Annotated in this window: 14 protein-coding genes; 7 read left to right on the forward strand and 7 right to left on the reverse strand. The window is 73.9% G+C overall.

The genetic code is table 11. From position 1 onward, the window contains the following. Positions 1 to 4: 4 nt before the first annotated feature. Positions 5 to 1,312 (reverse strand): competence/damage-inducible protein A, encoded by a 1,308-nt coding sequence (locus G7072_RS10575; protein WP_240916873.1) that lies wholly within the window; start codon positions 1,310 to 1,312, stop codon positions 5 to 7. A gap of 111 nt (positions 1,313 to 1,423) precedes the next feature. Here G7072_RS10575 and G7072_RS10580 point away from each other — a divergent pair, with 111 nt between their 5' ends. Continuing rightward, positions 1,424 to 1,810, forward strand: a complete 387-nt coding sequence (locus G7072_RS10580; RefSeq protein WP_166086149.1) for an SRPBCC family protein — start codon at positions 1,424 to 1,426, stop codon at positions 1,808 to 1,810. Between the two features lie 4 nt (positions 1,811 to 1,814). Here G7072_RS10580 and G7072_RS10585 read toward each other — a convergent pair whose 3' ends face one another. Then, positions 1,815 to 2,522: a hemerythrin domain-containing protein gene (locus G7072_RS10585; protein ID WP_166086151.1), complete on the reverse strand. Its 708-nt coding sequence runs from the start codon at positions 2,520 to 2,522 to the stop codon at positions 1,815 to 1,817. A gap of 126 nt (positions 2,523 to 2,648) precedes the next feature. Here G7072_RS10585 and G7072_RS10590 point away from each other — a divergent pair, with 126 nt between their 5' ends. The 3 genes from G7072_RS10590 to G7072_RS10600 all read left to right on the forward strand — a co-directional run bounded on the left by G7072_RS10590 (position 2,649) and on the right by G7072_RS10600 (position 7,204). Continuing rightward, positions 2,649 to 6,161, forward strand: coding sequence for a BTAD domain-containing putative transcriptional regulator (locus tag G7072_RS10590; protein ID WP_166086153.1), 3,513 nt, complete (start codon positions 2,649 to 2,651; stop codon positions 6,159 to 6,161). A gap of 66 nt (positions 6,162 to 6,227) precedes the next feature. Further along, complete coding sequence (locus G7072_RS10595) at positions 6,228 to 6,944, forward strand: TetR/AcrR family transcriptional regulator (protein ID WP_166086156.1); 717 nt, start codon at positions 6,228 to 6,230, stop codon at positions 6,942 to 6,944. Continuing rightward, the gene (locus G7072_RS10600) at positions 6,941 to 7,204 is read left to right on the forward strand and encodes a hypothetical protein (RefSeq protein ID WP_166086158.1); all 264 of its coding nucleotides are present in this window, start codon (positions 6,941 to 6,943) and stop codon (positions 7,202 to 7,204) included. Before G7072_RS10595 ends, G7072_RS10600 begins: the two co-directional genes overlap by 4 nt. A gap of 153 nt (positions 7,205 to 7,357) precedes the next feature. On the opposite strand, the gene G7072_RS10605 is transcribed toward G7072_RS10600, so the two are convergent. Then, complete coding sequence (locus G7072_RS10605; RefSeq protein ID WP_166086160.1) at positions 7,358 to 8,638, reverse strand: acetyl-CoA C-acetyltransferase; 1,281 nt, start codon at positions 8,636 to 8,638, stop codon at positions 7,358 to 7,360. 330 nt (positions 8,639 to 8,968) lie between these two features. Here G7072_RS10605 and G7072_RS10610 point away from each other — a divergent pair, with 330 nt between their 5' ends. Then, positions 8,969 to 10,306 (forward strand): 3-oxoacyl-ACP reductase, encoded by a 1,338-nt coding sequence (locus G7072_RS10610; protein WP_166086163.1) that lies wholly within the window; start codon positions 8,969 to 8,971, stop codon positions 10,304 to 10,306. Positions 10,307 to 10,313: 7 nt separating this feature from the next. Then, positions 10,314 to 11,192, forward strand: coding sequence for a MaoC/PaaZ C-terminal domain-containing protein (locus G7072_RS10615; RefSeq protein WP_206063078.1), 879 nt, complete (start codon positions 10,314 to 10,316; stop codon positions 11,190 to 11,192). 42 nt (positions 11,193 to 11,234) lie between these two features. Here G7072_RS10615 and G7072_RS20035 read toward each other — a convergent pair whose 3' ends face one another. From G7072_RS20035 to G7072_RS10630, 3 genes are read right to left on the reverse strand one after another with little or no spacing between them, the layout of a single operon-like run. Beyond that, the gene (locus tag G7072_RS20035) at positions 11,235 to 12,218 is read right to left on the reverse strand and encodes a GrpB family protein (RefSeq protein ID WP_166086165.1); all 984 of its coding nucleotides are present in this window, start codon (positions 12,216 to 12,218) and stop codon (positions 11,235 to 11,237) included. A 24-nt stretch (positions 12,219 to 12,242) separates the two neighbouring features. Continuing rightward, positions 12,243 to 12,506: a hypothetical protein gene (locus G7072_RS10625; protein WP_166086167.1), complete on the reverse strand. Its 264-nt coding sequence runs from the start codon at positions 12,504 to 12,506 to the stop codon at positions 12,243 to 12,245. Between the two features lie 41 nt (positions 12,507 to 12,547). Continuing rightward, complete coding sequence (locus G7072_RS10630) at positions 12,548 to 13,483, reverse strand: aminoglycoside phosphotransferase family protein (RefSeq protein ID WP_206063079.1); 936 nt, start codon at positions 13,481 to 13,483, stop codon at positions 12,548 to 12,550. A 153-nt stretch (positions 13,484 to 13,636) separates the two neighbouring features. On the opposite strand from G7072_RS10630, the gene G7072_RS10635 reads away from it, so the two are divergent. Continuing rightward, on the forward strand, positions 13,637 to 15,007 hold the full coding sequence (locus G7072_RS10635) for a vanadium-dependent haloperoxidase (RefSeq protein WP_166086169.1): 1,371 nt from the start codon (positions 13,637 to 13,639) through the stop codon (positions 15,005 to 15,007). Here G7072_RS10635 and G7072_RS10640 read toward each other — a convergent pair. After that, positions 15,004 to 15,252: a hypothetical protein gene (locus G7072_RS10640; RefSeq protein WP_166086171.1), complete on the reverse strand. Its 249-nt coding sequence runs from the start codon at positions 15,250 to 15,252 to the stop codon at positions 15,004 to 15,006. The genes G7072_RS10635 and G7072_RS10640 overlap by 4 nt on opposite strands. Positions 15,253 to 15,469: the final 217 nt, after the last annotated feature.

Consider the following 15,469-nt stretch of genomic DNA (forward strand, 5'->3'; position numbering starts at 1 on the left):
CTTGTCAGCCGTCGGAGCCGGCCCGTGCGAGCAGCTCGCGCACGAGGTGGAGCGCGATCGTGGTCGAGCGCTGCCGCACCGCGGCCCGGTCCCCCGGCACCTGTACCCGCCGCGCCACCGAGTCGGTCGCCGTCGAGACACAGAAGTGCACGGTGCCGACCGGCTTCTCCGCCGTCCCTCCCCCAGGCCCGGCGACCCCGGTGATCCCGACGCCGACGTCGGTGCCGAGCCGCTCGCGCGCGCCGGCGGCCAGCGCCTCGGCGACCTCCTCGCTGACGGCACCGACACGCTCGATCAATGCGCTGTCGACGCCCGCCAGGTCGTGCTTGGCCTGGTTGGAGTAGACGACCAGCCCTCCCAAGACGTACGCCGACGAGCCCGCCCGCTCGGTCAGCCGACCCGCGAGCAGCCCGGCCGTGCACGACTCCGCGGTCGCGATCGTCCACCCACGCTCCAGCAGCGTGTCGGCCACCAGGTCGTCGACCGTCCGCCCGTCGGGCGAGTAGACGCGCTCACCGTGCTCGTCGACCAGGCCGGCGACGAAGGCGTCGTACGCCTCCTGCGACGACGGCCCGTAGCGCGTCACGATCTCCAGCTCGCCGTCGCGCAGGCAGGTGGTGACCTCGAGGTCGGCGAGGTCGAGCCCGCGCATGGTCGCGGAGAGCTGCGACTCCGGCACGCCCCACATCCGCACGGTGCTCTGCCGCAGCTCGACCGCGCCACGCAGCGCCTCCTGCACGACGGCCGTCCCGAACGCGTCGGGCCACATCGGCTGCAGCTCGCTCGGCGGACCGGGTAGCACGACCACCGGCGGGCCGCTGCGCCCCTCGGCCACGGGTACGACGAGCCCCGGCGCGGTGCCCACCGGCTCGAGCACCGTCGCCCCCTCGGGCACCATCGCCTGCTTGCGGACGCCGGCCGCGGTCGCCTCCGGGTCGGTGCGCCAGCCGCGACCGCGCGAGAGCGACTCGACGATGCCGCCGACCCGCGACTCGAGGTCGGTGTCCAGCCGCGCCGGGCGTCCCTGCGCCTGCGCCACGACCTCCGCGGTCAGGTCGTCGGCGGTCGGGCCCAGGCCCCCGGAGGTGATCACGAGGTCCATCCCGGAGGTTGCGAGGAACTCCAACGACCGGGTCAGGTCCTCGGGCCGGTCGCCGACCACGACCACGTGCGCGATGTCGACGCCGGCGAGCCGCAGCTGCTCGGCCAGCCAGGGGCCGTTGCGGTCGGTGACGCGCCCGGTCAGCACCTCGGTGCCGGTCACGACGATGCCGGCGCGCGCGCCCGCCCTCTCAGCCACAGATCCAGTCACCGTGCCAGTCTGCCCGCCGCCCGGGCAGGCATCCGACGACGGGCACCACGGGGACGACGGGGACGACCGGGACGACCGGGACGACGCACGGGCGGTCCGTAGCCTGACGACGTGACGACCCTGACGATCCGCGCCCGAGGCACCGCCACCGCCGACGAGGTCTGGGACCGGTACGCCGACGTGCGCCGCTGGACCGAGTGGGCGCCGCAGATCCGCCGGGTCGACGCCGGCGGCACCACCCTGCGGGCCGGCCTGTCCGGCACGGTCCGCCCGGTCGTCGGACCGGGGGTCCGCTTCGTCGTCGAGGACGTCGACGACGACGCCCGCACCTGGGCCTGGCGGGTCAGGCTCGGCCCGGTCGGGCTGGTCCGGATGCACCTCGTCCACGGCGTCGAGGCCGACGGCAGCACGTGGCTGCGGGTGACCGGCCTGCTCCCGGTGGTCGCCGGCTACCTCCCGCTCGCCCGCTTCGCCCTCGGCCGCCTCGTGAAGGCCTGACCCCTCACACGTGGCGGAAGACCCGCCGCTCGGCGCGGGCGAACCGCGGACGCAGCACGCGCAGGAGCACGGCGTACACCCGCCCGGACTCGCGCAGGAACGGGACGGCGACCTCGTCGGGCACGCCGTGGATGACCCACGGCACCAGGAAGGGCACGAGCCGCGGCGGGTACGCCGTGCTGATCGCCTTCTCCATCGACGTGTTCTGCTCGACGCTGAACGTGCGCTGCAGCAGCGGCAGCGCCTCGGTCTCCTCGTGGCGCAGGTGGTCGGCGAGCAGGGCCCGCACGGAGGTGACCCGGACGTCCAGCGCGTTGCGGTGGTCGGCGCACGGGTGCGCGGCCATCTCGGCGAACGCGTTCGTGCACGCCTCCAGGGCCGGGTCGATGGACCCGTGCTCGGCCTCCATGGCCTCGAGGACCCTGCGGTCCTCGCCGCTCACCTGGGCCAGCATCACCGGCCAGATGTGCGCGTCCTCCGCCTCGTGGTGGTGGTGCAGCACCTCGACGAACCGGTCCCACCGCCGCTGCAGCAGGCGCCAGGTCCCGTCGCCGTGCAGCGGCGTCTGGCGCACCGCCTCCTCGAAGGCGGCGAGGTCGCGGCGGAAGGCGTGGTGCATGAGGTACATGCCGGTCTGGTCGTGCGGGCCCTCGGCCACGTGCGCCTGACCAGGCAGGCAGATCTGGGGCCGGGCGGTGGTGGGGGTGCTCATCGGATTCTCTCCTTCGGATCGGTGCGGGTCGGCGGGGTCGGCGGGGTCGGCGGGGTCGTCGGCGCGACCACAGGAACCAGGCTGCCGCGACGGACTTGTGACCGACTTGAGCCGTAGATTGAGCCCGTGCACATCCAGGTCCTGGGGCAGGTCCGCGCGACGGTGGAGGGCGCGCCGCTGGACCTCGGGGCGCGCAAGCCTCGATCGATCGTGGCCGCGCTGGCGATGACGCCCGGCCGCCCGGTCGCCGCCGACACCCTGGCCGACCTGGTCTGGGGCGGCAGCCCTCCGCGGGCCGCGCACGGCGCCCTGCACGCCTACCTGTCGGGGCTGCGGAAGGCTCTCGAGCCCGACCGTGCCGCGTGGGGCGCCGGTGCGGTCATCGAGACCACCGACCACGGCTACGTCCTCCGCGTCGACGCCCACCACGTCGACGCCCATGCCTTCGCCGACGAGACCCGGGCCTGCGACCGGCTGCTCGCCCCCCTCGGCAGCCAGCTCACCGGCGGTACGACGGCGGGCTGGCCCAACCGCGGGGACGTGCTGGCCACCGTCGACCGCCTCGACGCGGCCCTCGCCGCCTGGCACGGGGAGCCGTACGCCGACCTGCCCGACCACCCGACCGTCACCGCCGAGCGAGCCGCCCTGGCCCAGGTCCGCGCGACGGCCGAGGAGGCCCGGCTGCTCGGGCTGCTGGCGCTGGGCGAGCCCGCCGGGGTGCTGGCCGTGACCGAGCCCGCGACCGCGCGCCAGGACCTCCGCGAGCGGCTCTGGGCGCTCCACGCGCTGGCGCTGGCACGATCGGGGCGGCAGGCGGACGCCCTCGACGCCGTACGACGGGTGCGGACCCTGCTGGCCGACGAGCTGGGCCTGGACCCCGGCGCCGAGGTCCGCGCGGTCGAGACGGCGGTGCTGCGGCAGGACGAGACGCTGCACCTGGTGCTGCCCCGGGCACGTCCGGCCGGTGCCGTCGCCCCCGACCGCCCGGCCGACGAGGGCCCGCCCGTCGAGCAGGCGCCTGGCGCGGACCCGACCGGCGCGGACCCGACCGGTGACGCGCGTGGCACCGCGCCCGTCGCGGTCGGCGCGGTCGGCGGCGCCACCGTCGTGTCGGTCGGCCGTCAGGTCGAGCTGGTCGAGGTGGGCCGGCTGCTGGCGCAGGCCGCCGCGGGCCGCCTGTCGGTGGCGCAGCTGGTCGGGGAGCCCGGCATCGGCAAGAGCTGGCTGGCGTCCGCGGCGATCGCCGCGGCACGCGGGCGCGGCATGACGGTCGCGGTGGGACGGTGCGCCGGCGACGACGGGGCGCCTCCGTTGTGGCCGTGGCGCAGCGTGCTGGCCGGCCTGGCCGCCGCGGGCCCCACCGTGTCCGGCGCCGCCACCGACACCGCGACCGACACCGAGGACCGGGCCGCCGCGTTTGGGGCCGGACACGAGGCCGCCGGCGCCGGGGCCGCGCAGCGGGCGTTCCTCGTCGCGGAATCCGTGCGCACCGCGCTCAGCCGTGGCACCGACCGGCCGACCCTGGTGGTGCTGGAGGACCTGCACTGGGCCGACGACGCCTCGCTGCGGGCCCTGGCCCACGTCGTCGGCTCCCTCGACGAGGACCTCCCGCTGGCGATCCTGCTGACCCGTCGGGCCCACCCCGAGCCCACCGGGGCGCTGGCGACGGTCTCGGAGGCGGTGGCGCGCCGGCACGGCGTGCGTCTCGACCTCGACGGGCTGGACCCGACGGCGTCCGCGGAGCTGGTGCGCGCCATCGCCGGTGACGACCTCCCGACGGCGTTGGCGACGTCGTGGCACGAGCGTGCGGCCGGCAACCCCTACTTCCTCGTCGAGCTGGCCCGGCTGGGTCGTCAGGGCGACGAGGACGGCGTGCCGGCGTCGGTGCGCGACGTGGTCGCCCGGCGCATGGCCGACCTGCCCGAGCGCGTCATCGAGACGCTGCGCACCGCCGCCGTGGTGGGGCGCACCTTCCGCCTGCCGACGGTCGCGGCCGCCGCCGACCTCGACGCCGACCTCGCGGCCGACGACCTGGAGGCCGCCCTGCTGGCCGGACTGGTCCGCGAGACCGGAGCGGAGGAGTACGCGTTCGCCCACGCGCTGACCCGGGAGACGGTCTACGGGTCGCTGAGCGCGACCCGGGCCGCCCGCCGCCACGCCCAGGTCGCCCGCGTGCTCGAGCAGCCCGGGGCCGTCGTGCTCGACGACCCCGACCGGCTGGTCGCCGAGCGCGCCCGGCACTGGCTGGCCGCCGGCGCCAGCCACGCCGACCGGGCCTGGCGCGCGGCCCGTGAGGCAGCAGACCAGGCCCGCCGGCTCACGTCGTACCGGGAGGCGATGGAGCTGCGCCGCGCGGCCGTGACGGCGCTCGCCCGGGCGACCGACGCCGACGACCACGCCCGCTTCGACCTCCTCCTCGAGCTGGCCACCGACGCCGCCCACGCCGCGCTCTGGCCGGAGGTCGAGGCCGCGGCGTTCGAGGCCATCAGCCTCGGCCGGTCGCTCGGCGACCCGGAACGGGTCGGGGTCGCGGCCGCCGCGATGACGACCTACTGCGTGTGGACGCCGCACGAGGTCGACCAGGTCTTCGAGGACGCCGTCGAGGACCTGCGGTGGGCGCTGGCGCACGTCGCTGATGCCGACCACGTGACCCGCAGCCGCCTCCAGCTGGCCCTGGCGATGGAGCTCTACTACGCACCGCACTCACGGGCCGAGCGGCACGCGCTCGTGGAGGCCGGCATGGCCTCGGCGCACGCGAGCGGTCGGCCCGACGTGGTGGCGTGGGCGGCGTCGACCGCGTGGCTCGCCTCCTGGACCCCGGCGCAGCTGGCCGAGCGCGAGCGGTGGACGGCGATCGGGCTCGAGGCGCTCGCGGGCACTTCCGACCGGGCGTCCGAGGCGGTCTTCTGGGTGCGGCGCGCGCTCGAGGCCCTCGAGCGCGGGGACCGGGACACCTTCGAGCCAGCGCTGGAGCAGGCCGAGACGCGCTCGCGGGCGCTGCGGCTGCACTACGTGACGCTGACGGCGCTCTGGATCCGGCTGAGCCTGGCCGCGTTGCGCGGGCAGACCGACCTGGTCGCCGGCCACCTCGCCGAGCTGACCGAGATCGCGCCACTGGTGGCGATCCCGATGCAGGAGGCGCAGGCCCCGGCCGCGGCCACCACCGCGGCACTCTTCGACCCCGAGCAGCTCGCCGGCGTGCTGCCGATGCTCCACGACGCGCAGCGGCAGACCGGCGGGATGGCCGTCCTGGTGCACCTCGCGACCGCCCGTGCCGGCACCCCGGAGGACGTGCGGTCGTGGCTGGCGGACTACCCGATCCCGTGGGAGGACGACGAGTACTGGTCGACGCTGTCGGACTGGTCCATGGAGGCCGAGGCAGCCGCCGTGGCCGGCGACGTGGCGGTGGCGCGTCACGCGCTGGAGGTGCTCGAGCCCTACGCGGGCGGGATGACGGTGGCCGGGGCCGTGCTGCCGCTGGGGCCGGTCGACGGGTTCGTGGCGCTGGCCCGCCACACCGTCGGCGACCGCGCCGGTGCGGCCCGGGCGGCCGACGCCGCCGAGCGGATGGCGCAGACGTGGGGACTGTCGGCGTACCTCACGGTCCTGCGGGGCTACCGCGAGCGCTGGGGGTTCTGAGCGGGCGTCCCGTGCAGCGGCCCGTCGGACTGCAACTCGGAGTTACACGTGAGTTACACTGGGGCCATGGCTGAGACGTCCGCCCGGCCCGCCCCCGCCCCGACCGCGGAGGCCCGGCCCAAGCGCTCCCCCGCCGACCGGCGGCGCCAGCGCGAGGCCGCGATCATCGCTGCCACCCGCGAGCTGTTCGACGCCAGCGGGGTGCGCGACGCCCAGATCGAGGACGTCGCGAAGGCGGTCGGCATCAACCGGGCGATCATCTACCGGCACTTCACCGGCAAGGAGGAGCTCTTCGCGCTCACCCTCGTCGACTACCTGCAGGACCTCGAGTCGCGGCTGCGTGAGACCGACGCCCGCGCCGCGAGCTCGGCACCCGATGCGCGGCTGAGCGCGATCACCGAGGCGTTCGTCGACTTCGGGCTGGAGTACCCCGCCTTCGTCGACTGCGGCGTCACGGTCCTGCGCATGGGGCCCGCGATCCTCGACGAGCTGAGCTCGTCGGCGCTCTACCGCCTCGGGCGCGGCATGACGGACTGCCTCAAGTGCGTCACCGAGGTCATCGAGGCCGGCAACGCCTCCGGCGACTTCGCCGTCGACGACGTCGACCAGGTCTCCAACGTGCTCTACGCCCTCGGGCTCGGCGGGTTGCAGCTGGCGCGGCTCGGCGTGATGGTGCGCGAGGAGACGCCGGGCGTGCCGGTCATCGCCTCGCTCGACGCCCAGCTGGTGAAGGCGCAGCTGGTGGCCTCGTCGCTCGCCCTGGTACGGCGTACCGACGGGTGACGGTCTTCATCGCCTGGACGGGCGCGCGGGTCGAGGACGACCTGCCCGGCCCGTGGCAGGAGGTCCGCGTCGTGGCCGACGACCTCTGCTTCGTGGTCAGTGACGACTCGCTCTCGCGGGTCTACCACGAGATCAAGTGGTCGCTGCCCGAGGACGCGGCGCTGCTGGTCGCGCCGCTGGCGGGCCGGCCGAAGCTGAAGTACCTGCCGGCCGGTACGACGACGTGGTTGCGCGAGCGGCTCGCGTCGTACGACGACTGAGCGTTGCGCGCCGGCCACGACCCCCTGCTCGGCGGGGTGCTCGGGGGCCAGTCGAGCCATCCGACCGAGGGTTGTGGACGCCTCGCACGGGTTGTGACCCTTGTGAGGCGTCCCTAACCCCGCGTTACATGCCCGCCCGCGGGCGGATGGGGGTCAGCGCTCGAGGATGGCGACGGCACCCTGGCCGCCGGCGGCGCAGACCGAGATCACGGCCCGGCCGGATCCCTTCTCGGCCAGCAGCTTGGCAGCGTTGGCGATGATCCGGCCGCCGGTGGCGGCGAAGGGGTGGCCGGCCGCGAGCGAGGAGCCGTTCACGTTGAGCTTCTCGCGCGGGATCGAGCCCAGCGGGCCGTCGAGACCCAGGCGCGCCTTGCAGAACACCGGGTCCTCCCAGGCCGCCAGCGTGGCGAGCACCTGCGAGGCGAAGGCCTCGTGGACCTCGTAGAAGTCGAAGTCGCCCAGCCCCAGGCCGGCGCGGTCGAGCATGCGCGGCATGGCGTAGGCCGGCGCCATGAGCAGGCCCTCGCCGCCGTGCACGAAGTCGACCGCTGCGGTCTCGTACTCGGTGATGAACGCCAGCGGCTCCCAGCCACGCGCCTCGGCGTACTCCTCCGAGCAGAGCAGCACGACCGAGGCGCCGTCGGTGAGCGGGGTGGAGTTCGCCGCGGTCATGGTGGCGGTCTCGCCCTTGCCGAAGACCGGCTTGAGGGTCGAGAGCTTCTCGACCGAGGAGTCGGCGCGCAGGTTCTGGTCGCGCTCGAGGCCGCGGAACGGCGTGACGAGGTCGTCCTGGAAGCCCCGGTCGTACGCCGCCGCGAGGTTGTGGTGGGAGGCGACCGCGAGGGCGTCCTGGTCCTCGCGCTTGACCTTCCACTCCAGCGCCGTCAGCGCGGCGTGCTCGCCCATCGACATCTTGGTGCGGGGCTCGCTGTTCTGCGGGATCGACGGCGCGAGGTGCTGGGGCCGGATCTTGGCCAGGGCGGCGATGCGGCCCTGGGTGGTGCGCGAGCGGTTGGCCTCGAGCAGGATCTTGCGCAGCTTCTCGTTGAGCGCGATCGGGGCGTCGGAGGTGGTGTCGGTGCCACCGGCGATGCCGACCTCGATCTGGCCCAGGGCGATCTTGCCCGCCACGGTCATGGCGGCCTGGACACCGGTCGCGCAGGCCTGCTGCACGTCGTACGCCGGCGACTCGGGCGACAGCTTGCTGCCGAGCACGGACTCCCGGGTCAGGTTGAAGTCGCGCGAGTGCTTGAGCACGGCTCCGGCGACGACCTCGCCGACGCGCTCGCCCTCGAGGCCGTAGCGCGTCACCAGGCCGTCGATGGCCGCAGTGAGCATCTCCTGGTTGGAGGCGTCGGCGTAGACGGTGTTCGACCGGGCGAACGGGATGCGGTTGCCGCCGATGACGGCGACGCGGCGGGTCTTGGCCTGCACGAGGACTCCTGTGGGTCGGGTTCGGGCGTCGGGGTGGACGGCCCGGTGGGGCTGTCGGTACGGATCGCGGGCTGGTCGCGGGCGCCGGAGGGGCACGTCACGGGCACGTTGGCCGAGAACGCGTTTGCCGCCGGGGACGCACGGCTAGGCTCGTCCAAGGTTACTCACGAGTCACCGACGGTGCCCATCGTGCCGCCCGGACGCCTCCGGCGGCACGGAATGAGGCTCAGATCACGAAAGTGGACTCGGAGTTACACACAAAGTTACCGTTGAGTACCACCCAGTCGATGCGCGGCCGACCCGCCGCGCGCCCCGGAGGAGACCCTCGCGATGAGCGACCGTTACCAGTCCCTGATCCAGTCCCCCGTCGGCCAGCTGCTGGCCAAGAACCTGGGCCTGCCGAACCCCGTCGAGCTCGAGCGCTACACCCCCGGCGACCCGCTCGTCACCGGCACCGTCGTGATCGGCGGCGAGGGCCGCCTGCGCGCCTCGCTGGCCCCGACCCTCGACTCCCTGGAGATCTCCTCGACCGAGACCACCCAGGACGGCGAGAAGTACAAGGGCCTGATCTTCGACGCCACCGGCCTGACCGACTCCGAGCAGCTCGTCGAGCTCCAGCACTTCTTCACCCCCAAGCTGCGCAGCCTCTCGGAGTGCGCACGCATCATCGTGGTCGGCACCCCGCCGGAGACCGTCGAGAACGGCAGCGAGCGCATCGCGCAGCGCGCCCTCGAGGGCTTCACCCGCTCCCTGGGCAAGGAGGCCGGCCGCGGCACCACCGTGCAGCTCGTGTACGTCGCCGAGGGGGCCGAAGAGGCGGTGTCCTCCACCCTCGCGTTCCTCCTCTCCCCCAAGTCGGCCTACGTCTCGGGCCAGGTCGTCCGCATCGGCGCCGTCGGCGAGAAGTCGACCGACGCCGAGGTCGACTGGGCCCGCCCGCTGGCCGGCAAGACCGCGCTCGTCACCGGCGCGAGCCGCGGCATCGGCGAGCAGATCGCGCGCGTGCTGCACCGCGACGGCGCGACCGTGGTCGGCGTCGACGTGCCGCAGGCCGCCGAGGAGCTCAGCGCCGTCATAAAGGACATCGACGGCGACCTGCTGACCCTCGACATCACCGCCAAGGACGCCCCGGCGCGCATCGCGCACTACCTGCAGACCAACCACGAGGGCGTCGACATCGTGGTGCACAACGCCGGCATCACGCGCGACAAGAAGCTGCAGAACATGAAGGACGACGTCTTCGGCTCCGCCATCGCCGTCAACCTCACCGCCCCCGAGCGGATCACCCGCACCCTGCTCGAGGAGGGCGTGGTCAACGCCAACGGCCGCATCATCGGTGTCGCCTCCATCGCCGGCATCGCCGGCAACGTGGGCCAGACCAACTACGCCGCCTCGAAGGCCGGCGTCATCGGTCTCGTCGACGCGCTCGCCCCGGTGGTCTCCAACGGCATCACCATCAACGCGGTGGCGCCCGGCTTCATCGAGACCAAGATGACCGCCGCCGTGCCGCTGATGACCCGCGAGGTGGGTCGTCGACTCAACGCCATGCAGCAGGGCGGTCTGCCGGTCGACGTCGCCGAGACCATCGCGTGGTACGCCAACCCCGCCTCCACCGCCGTCAACGGCAACGTCGTCCGCGTCTGCGGCCAGATGATGCTGGGGGCGTGAGCGCACCATGACCGAGACCCGCGTCCTCGACGGCGCCCCGGGCTCCCTGCCGCTGATGCTCAAGGCCGCGCTGCCCGCGCTGCCCGGCGTGGGCTCGCTCCCCGGGCTGAGGAAGGCCCGGGGCAGCGACCTCCCCGACCTCGAGCTGGTGCGCAAGGGCGTGGCGATCGACCCCGCCCACGTCGCGGCGTACGCCTCGGTGTGCGGCTTCCCGCGCAAGGACACGCTGCCGCTGCCCTACCTGCACATGCTGGCGTTCCCGCTGCACATGACGATGCTGACCGACGCGTCGTTCCCGTTCCCCGCGATGGGGATGGTGCACCTCGAGAACACGATCACGCAGCACCGCGCCACCACGGCGCAGGAGACGTACGACGTGAGCGTGCGGGCGGCGAACCTCCGGGGCCACGCCAAGGGACGGGTCTTCGACATGCTGACCGAGGTCCGCTCCGGCGGCGAGGTCGTGTGGGACGAGGTCTCGACGTACCTCCGCCGCGGACGCGGTGACGAGGCCGCCGGCGCCGGCATGGAGCTCACCGCGGTCGACGAGGGCGGCGCCGACTGGCGCCTGAACGGCGACCTGGGCCGGCGCTACGCGTCGGTCAGCGGCGACCGCAACCCCATCCACCTGTACGCCGCCACCGCGAAGGCGTTCGGCTTCCCGCGCCAGATCGCGCACGGCATGTGGAGCAAGGCCCGCTGCGTCGCGGCGCTGGAGAACCGGCTGCCCGAGGCCGTGCGCGTCGAGGTCGCCTTCAAGACCCCGGTGCTGCTGCCGACGACCGTCCGCTTCCACGCCGACGCCGAGGGTGACCAGCAGCGCTTCACGCTGGCCAACCCGAAGTCGGGTGCACCGCACGTCGTCGGTCGCGCCGTCCCCGTCTGACCACAGGTCCCCACAGCCAACTGCGTCGACCCGCGGCCGAGCTCAGCCCTCCTCGTCCACGATGTCCGTGGACCGGCCGGCGATCCGTCCGTCGGCGTCCGTCACGACCCAGGAGCCGCCGGGCTCGGGGTCGGGTCTGGCATCGTCGGCCGGCAGCTCCCGCGTGGCCGACTGCTCCCACTCGTAGGTCCCGTCGTAGACGAGGAAGGTCGCGTCGGGCGGCATCGCCAGGAGCCTCCGCCGGAGCACGGTGGCGCGCGGGTCGCCCGTGCCGAAGATGGTGGTGATGTAGTCGTCCCACTCGGACTCGGTCACCACCACCTCGACGGTGCGGGTCACGCCGGGTGGCTGCTCGAAGGTGACCTCGATCCCGTCGGCCACCTCGCGGACGCTCGCCCACTCGTCGAGGTACTCGAGGAGCCGCTCCCAGAGCCGGTCGTACTTCCCCGCGGCGGTCTGGTCGGAGAGGCGAGCCTGGCGGGCGCGGGCCAGGATCGCGGCGACCACGTCGGTCTTCGCGTCGGCGTAGGCGTTCGTGTCCGGCCAGTCCTGCTCGACGAGGGCACGCTTGGTGCGCTCGTACAGCGCGCGGTCGTCGGGGTCGGCACGGAGGCGGTCGCGGAACAGCAGGTAGGCCTCGACGAGCGGGTCACCGGCTCCCATGACGTGCACGTTGGCATCGCGCTCCGGCGTCCTCACCAGGCGGTGCCCGGGCTCGCGGACCCGGAGGACGTAGCCGGCCTCGAGCAGCGGGTCGAGGTAGTCCTCCTCGGCCGTGACGTCGCCGACGGTGACGAGGACGTCGATGATCGGCTTGGCCGCGAGCCCGGGCACCGACGTCGAGCCGATGTGCTCGACCTGGACGGCTGCAGCACCGAGGGCCGCACTGATGCGGCGCTCGTGCCCGGCGTACGTCGCGGCCCACCCCGGGTCGTGGTCCACCAGCACGAGCTCGCGCTTCTCGACCCCGCCGACGAGCTCGACCTCCGTCACTTCGGGCCGGCTCGGCCCAGGTTGCTCCGTCACGACGGCCAGTGTTCCAGAGGCGGCTCACAGGCTTCCGGCGCGGATCTCTGCCTCCAGCCGGCGGATGATGCGCTCGGCGTCGGCGCGGTCGGCGGTCGGCTCCTGGTGGACCTGGCGGCCGTCCGCGAGGACGGTGACCACCGGCTCGCGGGTCTCCCTCCCCCTCCCCCAGAGCAGGGCCCACCCGCGTACGCCGTACCCGACGTGGCAGACGATCGCGTACGTCGACCCGCGGGGTCCGGGCACCGCACGGTTCAGGTCCGAGAACTCGTTCGTGGGCGGCCTCATGCCCCATGGTCACCGTTGCCCCGCGTTGCCGCGGTCTTTCCTCAGGGGCGGGTCGATGACCGGAGGGAGACGCCGACCTCGTCGGCGACGGCCTCGACCATCCTGGTGAGTCTTGCCGCGCGAGCGGGCAGGGAGCGGCGGTAGTTCGCGAGCGTCAGCAGCCCGGGCCCGACGAAGGCCCACGCGCGGGCGCGCAGCCAGGTCGCCTCGTCGGCGCCGGCCTCCGAGCGGAGCACCTCGCGCGCCGGCGGGTCGAGCATGCTCCAGGCGTAGAGCAGGTCGATCGAGCGGTCGCCGACCCCCAGCCCCCCGAAGTCCAGGACGCCGACCAGGTCGCCGGCCGGGGTGGCGAGCAGGTTCTCGGCCGAGAGGTCGGTGTGGACCCAGCACGGCGGTGCCGACGGTGGCGGCACGTCGCGGAGCCGCCGCCAGGCCTCCCCCACCCGCACCGGGTCGAAGAGGTCCGCCAGGCTCGCTGCTGCGTCGCGCGCCCACCCGTCGATCGTGCCGGTCACGGGCTCGCCCGTGCGGTAGCCGTTCCGGTCGGGAGCGGGACCGTGACCGGCGGGGTCCAGCTGGTGCAGGCGTTGCACGAACCGGCCCAGGCCGAGGGCCAGGCGCTCCTGCGCTGCCGCGTCGAGGTCGCCGGGGACGTCACCCGGGACCCAGGTCACGACCGTCCAGGGTCGGGGGAACGTGGCGGAGGGCTCCCCCAGGAACGTCACCTCCGGGACGGGTACGCCGAGGTGCGGCGCGAGCCGCGGGAGGTGCGCGGCCTCGACCAGCAGGTCGGCGGCGTAGGCGTCCGAGCGTGGTAGCCGGACGGCCGTCTCGTCGCCGACCCGGAAGACCCAGTTGCTGCTGCCCGAGGACTCGCTGGGCCGCACGTGGCGACCCGCCAGGCCGGGGTTCTGCTCGCGCAGCAGTCGCTGCACCAGAGCCGGGTCAGGGACGGGATCGTCCGCAGCACGAGTCACCGGAGCATCGTCGGTGCCGACGCCCGTCGGCTCAACCCGATATCAACGTGGGCCGGAAGACCCTGGTGCCCGTCGCGCCCGTGGAGCAACGTGTGATGCACGTCACAGTCGTCGTCAGAGGGGCTTGGGGGCACCCCCCGGTAGGAGCCGGTCATGACACCCACAGCAGCATCTGCCAGCAGCCGCCGCACGACACGTCGCACCCGCCGCCTCGCGGCCGTCGGTGCCGTCCTCGTGCCCTCTCTCGTGGCCGGGCTCGCACTGCCCGCCGCGTCGGGCGACTCCCCGCCGGGCGCCGCGTCCGCCACGGCGGCCGACGCGGCTGTCCTCAACGAGTGGAACACCCTTGCCCAGGGCATCGCCCTGACGCTCCGCCCCACCGCGCACGGACAGTCCCGTGGCATCGCGATGGTGCAGGGAGCTGTGTACGACGCGGTCAACGCCATCGACCGCGGTCACCAGCCGTACCTCGTCGACGTCGAGGCGCTCGACGTCAGCCCCGCAGCGTCGTACGGCGCGGCGATCGCCACCGCGGCCCACGACGTCCTGCTGGCGATCGCACCGGGGTCGCAGGTCACCGTGGACACCGCCCTCAGCAACACGCTCGCGGCCATCCCCGACGGCCCGGGCGAGGACCTGGGCGTGGCCGCCGGCCAGGCCGCTGCCGCCGCGATGCTCGCCGATCGCGCTGACGACGGCTTCCTGGCACCGTTCGACTTCGCACCTCACGTCGGGACCGGGCCCGGCGACTGGCGTCCGACCGCGCTCGACCCCGACCCGTGGGTCGGGTACCTGGAGCCCTTCCTGATGCGGGCACCCTCGCAGTTCCGCTCGGAGGGCCCTGACGCGCTGACGAGCGCGTCGTACGCCGACGACTTCCGGGAGGTCAAGAGGCTCGGCTCGCTGACGAGCACCGCCCGGACCGCGGACCAGACCCAGGCGGCACTGTTCTGGCAGTCACCGCCGGCGATCTTCTGGAACCGCATGGTGCGTGACCTGTCCGCCGCCCACGGCCTGGGCGCCGTCGACGAGGCCAGGCTGCTCGCCCTGGTCAACCTCGCCGCTGCGGACGGGGCCATCGCCTGCTGGAACGACAAGTACCACTGGGACTTCTGGCGCCCGGTGACCGCGATCCGCGACGCAGGCATCGACGGCAACCCGGCCACTGTCGCCGACCCCGCGTGGACCCCGCTCTTCGACGGGGCGACCGCGACCTTCCCGCCGCTGGTGAACCCGCCGAACCCGCCGTTCCCCGACCACCCGTCCGGCCACGGCTGCGTCAGCGGCGCGGCCCTCAACACGGCGCGCGCGTTCTTCGGCACCGACAAGGTCGAGCTCGACCTGTACTCGACCCGGTTCCCCGGTCAGCCCCGACACTTCGACCGGTTCTCCCACGCCCTGAAGGAGATCATCGACGCCCGCGTCTGGGGCGGCATCCACTTCCGCAACGCCGACGTGCAGGGGGCGGTGATCGGCAAGAAGGTCGCCCGCCTCGCGACGCGCAGCTACTTCCTGCCCAGCTAGTTCCTGCCCAGCTGGCCGGTGATTCGCGTGCTCGTGACGTCCGGACGGCGCCTGAGCCGTGCCGCTGCCAGCCTGGCGGTGATCCCGAGACCCAAGCCGATGAGGCACGCAGCCCACAACGGAATCCCGAGCTCCTGGTAGGCGACGACCGGCACCACGACGACCAACGCCCAGAGGAGGGCCACGCGAACAGCCTTGCTGGCGCTGACGACACCATCGGCGTCCGTGACCGCCCAGAGACCCATGGCCCGACGATAGGCCAAGCACCGGCTGCAGCAGCTTCCGCAGCCGGTGCCGATGGGCGCCTGGTGGCGGGCTGAGGCGCCGGGGCAGTTCAGTCAGACGCTCCAGCCATCAGGGACAGCGAGTTGCGGCATAGTCAGTGGTGGAGAACAGGAGCCGCTGATGCACCGACGGGTCACCTTCCTCGTTGCCGCGCTCGTGTCGGCGTCACTGTCCGCT

Origin of the sequence: Nocardioides sp. HDW12B (assembly GCF_011299595.1) — a bacterium.
Lineage (GTDB): Bacteria > Actinomycetota > Actinomycetes > Propionibacteriales > Nocardioidaceae > Marmoricola_A.